The organism is Bacteroidota bacterium (genome assembly GCA_030706565.1).
In the GTDB taxonomy this organism is placed as follows: Bacteria; Bacteroidota; Bacteroidia; order Bacteroidales; family JAUZOH01; genus JAUZOH01.
Window position 1 is genome coordinate 1 of sequence record JAUZOH010000186.1, and the last position, 7629, is coordinate 7629.

Annotated in this window: 6 protein-coding genes; 4 read left to right on the top strand and 2 right to left on the bottom strand. The window is 37.4% G+C overall.

Features of this window, described 5'->3' with window-relative positions; translation table 11 throughout:
* The 4 genes from Q8907_10230 to Q8907_10245 all read left to right on the top strand — a co-directional run.
* Nucleotides 1-628, top strand: a 628-nt coding sequence (locus Q8907_10230) for a PQQ-binding-like beta-propeller repeat protein (protein ID MDP4274643.1), incomplete at its 5' end; no start/stop codon positions are given.
* Between the two features lie 263 nt (nucleotides 629-891).
* A complete protein-coding gene (locus Q8907_10235) occupies nucleotides 892-1710 on the top strand; it encodes a hypothetical protein (GenBank protein MDP4274644.1) in 819 nt (272 codons plus the stop codon).
* A complete protein-coding gene (locus tag Q8907_10240; GenBank protein MDP4274645.1) occupies nucleotides 1691-3619 on the top strand; it encodes a prolipoprotein diacylglyceryl transferase in 1929 nt (642 codons plus the stop codon). Before Q8907_10235 ends, Q8907_10240 begins: the two co-directional genes overlap by 20 nt.
* A gap of 137 nt (nucleotides 3620-3756) precedes the next feature.
* Nucleotides 3757-5073 carry a metallophosphoesterase gene (locus Q8907_10245; GenBank protein ID MDP4274646.1) on the top strand — a complete coding sequence of 439 codons (1317 nt, stop codon included), beginning with the start codon at nucleotides 3757-3759 and terminating at the stop codon, nucleotides 5071-5073.
* A 286-nt stretch (nucleotides 5074-5359) separates the two neighbouring features.
* Here Q8907_10245 and Q8907_10250 read toward each other — a convergent pair whose 3' ends face one another.
* Both Q8907_10250 and Q8907_10255 read right to left on the bottom strand, forming a co-directional pair.
* Nucleotides 5360-6799: a tetratricopeptide repeat protein gene (locus Q8907_10250; GenBank protein MDP4274647.1), complete on the bottom strand. Its 1440-nt coding sequence runs from the start codon at nucleotides 6797-6799 to the stop codon at nucleotides 5360-5362.
* 496 nt (nucleotides 6800-7295) lie between these two features.
* A complete protein-coding gene (locus Q8907_10255) occupies nucleotides 7296-7472 on the bottom strand; it encodes a hypothetical protein (protein ID MDP4274648.1) in 177 nt (58 codons plus the stop codon).
* Between the last annotated feature and the right edge of the window lie 157 nt (nucleotides 7473-7629).

Sequence of the window (7629 nt, forward strand, 5' to 3'; positions counted from 1 at the left end):
CAACAATGAAATCAAAGGTTTTGTAGAAACAATTCCGAAGGTTTATAAGAGAATGATATTATTCGGCACCTGGGCAAATCATTTTTATGCAATAGATTCACAAACAGGCCGAATTAAATGGGACTGGAATAATGAATATAAAAACCGGATGTTGTCTCCTGCAGCCTGCGTCCCTGTTGCATTTCACAACAGAGTTTATTTGGTCTCCCCCGACAACAAAATGACATGCCTGAACGCTGAAACGGGAGCGGTGGTCTGGCAATCCAAGTTTAAGGGCAAAAGGGTCAGGGAATCTATGGGCGTTTCCTGTGATAGTACACTCATCTATGCTAAAACAATGGAAGGAAATATAATTGGAGTCCAGACTTCCACAACAGAAGGGAAAATAGTATGGAATGCCGGTATGAATACCGGATACGATATTGCCCCATCGGTGATATCTGAGTATGATGGGAAAGTTTTTATCCCTTCCGATAAAGGGATGGTTTATGCAGTGGATAGAAATACAGGGAAAATGTTGTGGGCACACAGGATTTCTTCCTGTTTGATAAACCAGATATTGCCTGTTGACAAGCATACGGTTATCTGTACTTCCATGGATGGAGTGATCACCAGACTATTTTATTGAAAAAGCCGGTCAGGGAACAGGGAAGTGCATTCAGCTTTATCTTCCGGGAAAATTTATTCCGGCTCATTTTAAAAATGAAGTAAGGTGGCAGCTTCTTGGTAATCAACAGATGAAATTTTTTAACCGGAATTAGAAATGTAAATGTATTAAGTATTTTTTGATAACATATTTGAATAAAATGATTATGAAACTTGAGATTATTTTGTAACTTCATAAACCAATCTAAATGAAAGGTTTTAATTATTTGAGCAATTTAAAAATTTATGAAGTTAGAGAAATCTTCAAATTTCAAGTTGAAAAAATTATACCTCGATTGTATCGATGAATCGGGAAATTGTTTCATTATCTACAGAGCTTGTCTGAAATTTTATTTTATCAAAGTGGCTTATTCTGCATTGCTGTTCTCAGACTTTCAAAATAAAATCACAGAAAAAACAAAGTTAAGAAAAATTGGCCAGCCTTTAATTAATGGGAAGTTCCTATTTTATGACAATCGTTTTTTGAAAATAAGTGGCAGCTGGCAAAGGATAGACGATCCTGTTTTTATTACCTTGTTTAAAGATCAAAAGGGAGAGAAGTTGACCTGGAATTGCCATCATTCAAAGGCATTGACGAAAATTGAATATGGCGGTAAGGTTTTTAAAGGTTTGGGTTATGCCGAAACCCTTTATCTTCCTGTAAAACCTTGGAAATTGCCGGTACAGGAGATAAAATGGGGACGCTTTTTGTCTGAATTTTACACGGTTATATGGATTCATTGGAAGGGCGAATATCCGGTGAATAAAATATTCTGTAATGGAGCTTTATATGAGGATGCTGTTTTTGAGGAGGACAAAATTTTATTTAATAAAGGGAACTATAACTTGTCATTTCAGGAAAGACATGTTTTAAGAGAAGGCCCACTAACAAAAGTATTGTCAAATATTTTCTTTTTGGAAATCATGTTAAAAAGTTGTATCTTTTCTATATATGAAAGGAAATTAAAAGCAAAGGCCATATTGAATTGTGGTGGGGATAAGTCTTTTAATGGCTGGGCATTATACGAAACAGTGACCTGGGGAAATGGAAAAAATTGGCAGTAAAATATTATATGGTTTCCTTTTTGTGGCAGTTGTCCCTGCTTTATTGGTTATTTGGGCAAAGTTTACAACTTCTTTGATTCGTTTGCCTCTTCCTGAAAATCCCATTTGGGGTTATTCCTTTTTCACAGTAGGATTAATTTTCATGATTGCGGGAATGCTTCATTTGTGGATATATGGCAAGGGCTTACCCATGAATGCCTTTCCTCCCCGGAATTTTGTGAAAAAAGGAATTTATGCATTCACCAAAAATCCTATTTATGACGGAGCTGTGATGGCCTCCTTTGGGTTATCCATCCTGTTGGATTCTTCATCGGGTTTCTGGCTGGTTAGCCCAATATTCGCATTGATGGTGACTGCCTATACCGTGGGCTTTGAAAAGGAGCATACACGGCAAATTTTTGGCAACCAGGATTACCGGACTTTTCTGACCTTACCCAAAAACTCTGATCATTCTCCCAAAATAGGACAAAGGTTGGCTGCATATTTTATTGCTTATCTGCCCTGGTTTTTTATTTATGAGGCTTTTATACTGGCCGGAAATTCAGGAGATGCTTTTTGTTCGAATTTTTATTTTGAAAACCAATGGCCTGTTTTACAATTCACTGTTGTTTTTTATGTTTTAACTTATCTGTTTGCATTTCTTATTCCATGGATAATTCAATCGGAAAAAGACTTGCGTTCGTTTGAAATTGATATTTTGTTTGCAACAATACTTTGTGGTTTAACTTATTTCTTAATCCCATCTTTTACCCGGCAAAGGTTATTTATTTCTCATTCTTTTTTGGGTAATCTTATTTTGCTCGATCGTTCATTCGATGGTGCTTCTGCCTCACTTCCTTCTTTCCATGTTATCTGGGCCTTTGTCGCTGCACGTTATTTTTCGCATAGTCTGAAAAAATTAAAATGGCTGTGGTATTTACTGGCTGTTCTTATTTCCATCAGTTGTATTACTACGGCCAATCATTCCCTGGCTGATGTTTTTGCAGCTATAATCCTGTTGGTAATTGTTTTTTACCGGGGCCGGATCTGGGATTTTATCCGGTTGCAATCCGAACACATTGCCAATAGTTGGGCTGAGTGGAGGTTCGGGCCTGTAAGGGTCATTAATCATGGTTTCTATGCAGGTGCTGCCGGATTTGCCGGTTCCTTGATAATAGGATCTTTTTTGGGCAGTAAATATTCTGCTGCAGGATTTGTTATTTGTATTTTTGGAATTGTGGGCGCCGGGCTCTGGGCTCAATTTATTGAAGGATCACCCAGACTGCAAAGGCCTTATGGTTATTATGGCAGTGTTATTGGCGGAGCTATAGGATGTGTGTTGTTGACCTTTATTTTTTCCCTCAACTTTTTTATTCTGCTTGCTGCAACTGCAATGGCTGCTCCCTGGATACAAATTCTGGGACGGCTGCGTTGCCTGGTACAGGGATGTTGCCATGGGAAGCCGGCTAAGGATTGGCTTGGAATAAGTTTTACCCATCCTTATTCACGCGTCAATAAAATATCGGGCTTGACCGGTATCCCTCTGCATCCGACCCAACTATATTCAATTGCCACCAATCTGATTACAGGTTTAATCCTGATCAGGCTTTTCAGGCTCGGACTGCCGGCTAATTTTATTATTGGGATTTATTTCCTGATGAACGGAATGGGGCGTTTCATAGAAGAAGCTTATCGGGGGGAAGCTCAAACACCTTACTGGGCCGGGATGAGGATATATCAGTGGATAGCAATAATTACTATATTGCTGGGCGCTGTTTTTACTGCAATTCCTGATATTAAGATGGTCCCTTTCCAATTTAATTTCCAGGCATTATATTGGGCTGCAGCTGTAGGGCTACTTTCAATTATTGCCTATGGTGTCGATTTCCCGCTATCAAATCGTCGTTTCGCCCGTTTAACCAGTGCATAATTATTAAAAGTATTTCCTGAAACCAATGTGTATTCAGGTTTGTTGGATATCATTTTGTAATAAACGCTCTTTCTCATGCTAAGCCTATCAATCCATATAAAGTAAAACTAGTTTGTTTCAATTAAAATTTACCTCTTATGAAAAGTAAACTTTTATTAACCGGGATGCTCTTTTTAGGCTTGTTGGGTGCCTGTCAGCGGTATGGCTATGATGATTATCTGATCAACACTGACAAATCAAAAGCCAATGAGATTAAGATTGCAGTAGTTTCTGACATCCATTACATGGATCCTTCACTGCTTGTACACGATGGCAGCGCTTTTCAGGCTTATCTGGCCCATGATCCTAAATTGCTGGTTCAGAGCGATACCATTTTAAGGGCCACCATTAAACTCCTGATTGCCCAACACCCTGACCTGGTCCTGATTGCAGGAGACCTTACAAAAGATGGAGAAAAAGTAAGCCATCAATCGGTGGCTAATCTTCTGAAGCAGCTAACCTGCAATGGGATTAAAGTACTGGTTACTGTCGGTAATCATGATGTTAGTAATCCTGAAGCTTTTAAATTTGACGGAGACAATGTCATACCTGTTCAAACGGTTACCCCGGCAGACATCCTTTCTATTTATTCTGACTTTGGATTTGGTAATGCTATATGCAAGGATCCTAATTCTTTAAGTTATGTAAATGAGCCTTTTAAAAAATTCTGGGTGATTGTTATTGATGCAAATGAATATTACAACAACACAACCCAAAGTACGGTTGCTGGCACTATTAAACCTGCTACCATGGCCTGGATAAAGGAACGTTTGGCTGAGGCAAAGAAGAAAGGAATTACAATCATCGGGATGATGCATCATAATGTTTTAGAACATTTTGTGGGACAAAGCGAAATTGATCCTGGATATGTAGTTGACGATTGGCAAACGGTATCTGAAGAGCTGATGAATGCCGGATTGACTATGATGTTTACCGGCCATTACCATTCCAATGATATTGTTAAACGTACTATAGGTAATAAGTTCCTCTTTGATGTTGAAACGGGTTCTATGGTTCAGTACCCTTGCACCTACCGGATACTGAACATAAACAGTAAAAAATACAGTTTTAAATCCTGGCCGGTCAGTTTGTTGCTGGGAAGTCAATTTGATTTATATGCCAAAACCTTCCTGCGGTCTCACCTGGATGGGTATTTTCATTATCTACTTGTTCATAATTTCGCGCTGACGGATTCTGCTGCCATGATTGGCGCTCCTTTGTATACTGATGCTTCTATAGCACATTTTTCGGGGGACGAAGTCCTTACTAACGAAGAATATGCTAAAATTATTTATTTCACCGGTCCTAATCCTGCAGGGAGTATTTTAGGCTCTATATTGTTGTCCCTATGGACAGATCCCAATACAAAAGACAATACGTTGACCATCAATATGGCTAATGGAAGTGCCAATTAAACTGAAACAATTAAAAGGAAACCGGCTCGGAAAACTGGGCCGGTTTTCCTGTTTGGATTTGATGAATTGGAAAGGATTGTCCTTCGAGAATTTCGAAGTCTTAATTTATTCAACTTATTAATAAGCTGGCAGACATATAGGTTAGTTACTTTTTATAAGGAATACCTCTGCGACTACAAAGAGTACTCAGGTATGATTAGTGAGTTTAGAAGGAAAAAATTTGGTATACATCTTTAAAACATCTGGCCAACAGCCGGAGTTTCCGAAATAATCCCTTCTGTGTTACTTATTCTTCCAGGGCATTTTTACGGATAAGGGCAAGGTCAAGGCTGTTGACGTTCCACTTTCTTATCTGGTCGAAAAGTTTTTGGGAATTATTCTTGTCTCCCATTTTTTTATACGCAATTGCAGTATAATACCAATCCATAGGATTTCCTGAAGCCAACTTGGAACATTCAATTGCTTTGTTGTAATCTCCTTTTTTTATCTGATAAATGATAAAAATAGAATGTAACTGTTTCTTTTCATTGGGATTTTTTCTCAGTTCGACTTTTTGTTTGCAGTTGTCGGATTCCAATTTTGCCTTTAAGAGTTTATCCTGGATGGTTAAATAATAAAAGCGACACAACATTGAACAGGTGTTGAGATTTTCTTTCTCAAAGTCTGAAAGTTTCGATTTTGCGATTAAGGCATTTGCTTTCTCAAAATATTTTATTCCTTCTGCCGGATTTCCGGATTCTGAGAGAATATATCCCTGGTATTTATAGGCAGCAAATTCTTCATTGACCAAATTTTCCTGTTCGGCTAATGCACGGTATTCATCGAAAACATTAACGGCTTTTTCCGTATTGCCTTCGTGTACATAAGATACGGCTTTCCAATATAAGGCTGATAATTTTGAGTCAATTGAAGGAGACTTGTCAAAAAATTCCTGGTAGTATTTTCTGGCTGTTTCAAAATTACCCTTAAAAATATAATTGTTGCCTATGCCAGCCATAGAGGATAAATAGTTGGGATCTTTTTCAAGGGCCTTTTTGTACTGTTCTATGGATGAATCATATTTTCCCATCTTCAATAGAAGTTCAGCATAGGAATCGTAAGGATTTGGATTATTCGGCGACAGCTTAATGTATGTCTGGAAAGCCTTTTCGGCTGCCTGGTAATTACCTAAGCCGGATTGGCAATACCCGATCATATTGTAAGCAAGCTCATAAGTCTTATCCAGTTCGGAACATTTTCTATAATGCTGAAGAGCATTCGTGTAATCGTTTTGGTAATAATAATAATTACCGGCCAGAAGCTGAACTCTTTTATCTGTATATAAAAGTTTTAACAGCAGATTGAGGTACTCTTTTTCTTTCTGATAGTCCCCAGTTGTGCGTGCCTGATAATACAATATTTCATATCTTTCTCCCTCGGAGACTTTGTTCACAAGCTTAACTGCCTGATCCAGATTTTGACGGAGAACATTATATCCGCCACTTGAGAATGAACGGTATAAATAAGCCATCGCAAAATCAGGATCTTTTTGAATGGCTTTGTCAAACAGGGAAGTAGCGTTGATGAATTCAAAGTCTTCGAATTTTGCCCTGCCGGCTATAAAATAGTTCAACGCTTCTTTGGAAGAAGTGGTTATGGGCATTTCTTTGTTCTCTGCCAGCACATTAAGTGGTAGTGTAAAAAAAAATAACCACATAATGGTTAAAAAATAATGGAATGTTTTCATTTTCTCCAGTTTGTTGGTTAAACATAAACTCCAAATTATTAAAAAACTATACCTCCTTTCGTTATTTTAAGGTTTAAGATTAATTAGTTATCTACTTGTGGATTTTTCTTCAAATTGACTTTAATCAAATTTATTAAAAATTCCAATTCCGGACAAGTTTCTTTTGGTAATTTGGTAATTAACAGTGTTTTAATCAAAAAATAATTTAAAAATGATGACCGGATAAGGCATCCGTTTTTCAGAAAAATTTTATAGAATAACGATTATTTATAATTGTTTATGTTATTACTATGGGAAGTGTTGATGATATCACATAAAAATATTAAGTTAGCTGAAATTATAAGTACATAGTGATTATATTTAACATATTTTGAAATTTTTATATCATTAATTTAAGTTTCGCAACTAAATATTTCCCTGAACGGAATAAAATTTAAAGTCAGTGATTTATTGTCCTTCAACCCCACTTTACCAAGGGGCTAAAACAAGCCGGTGATTAATTAAAAAGTCCCAGGACTTTCCTCCGCGAAGCGTTATAAACAAAATCCTTATTGACTGCATATTGTCTGAATGAAGCCGATCCGCCAGTGGGCGGACAAGCTGCCAGGAGGCGGTCCGCCAGCTGGCGGATGACGCAGTCACATTCTTTTTTGTAAACTTTTTGTGACGTCAACTAAGCGAAGCGATCTCATTCTCCTGTCTTTCATTGAGAATAAAAGTTTGAATAAAGTTTTAACGCAAAGAAAACCACGGAGGCACTAAATGGCACTATGAAATTTTTAAATATTTCTTAGTTAAATCCGTTACTTAATGGTTATAAAAAGGATTAA

Excerpts from the sequence above, each read along its gene's own strand:
- Q8907_10250 (MDP4274647.1), bottom strand. The coding sequence starts at position 6,799 with ATGAAAACATTCCATTATTTTTTAACCATTATGTGGTTATTTTTTTTT.
- Q8907_10245 (MDP4274646.1), top strand. The coding sequence starts at position 3,757 with ATGAAAAGTAAACTTTTATTAACCGGGATGCTCTTTTTAGGCTTGTTG.
- Q8907_10235 (MDP4274644.1), top strand. The coding sequence starts at position 892 with ATGAAGTTAGAGAAATCTTCAAATTTCAAGTTGAAAAAATTATACCTC.
- Q8907_10240 (MDP4274645.1), top strand. The coding sequence starts at position 1,691 with ATGGAAAAAATTGGCAGTAAAATATTATATGGTTTCCTTTTTGTGGCA.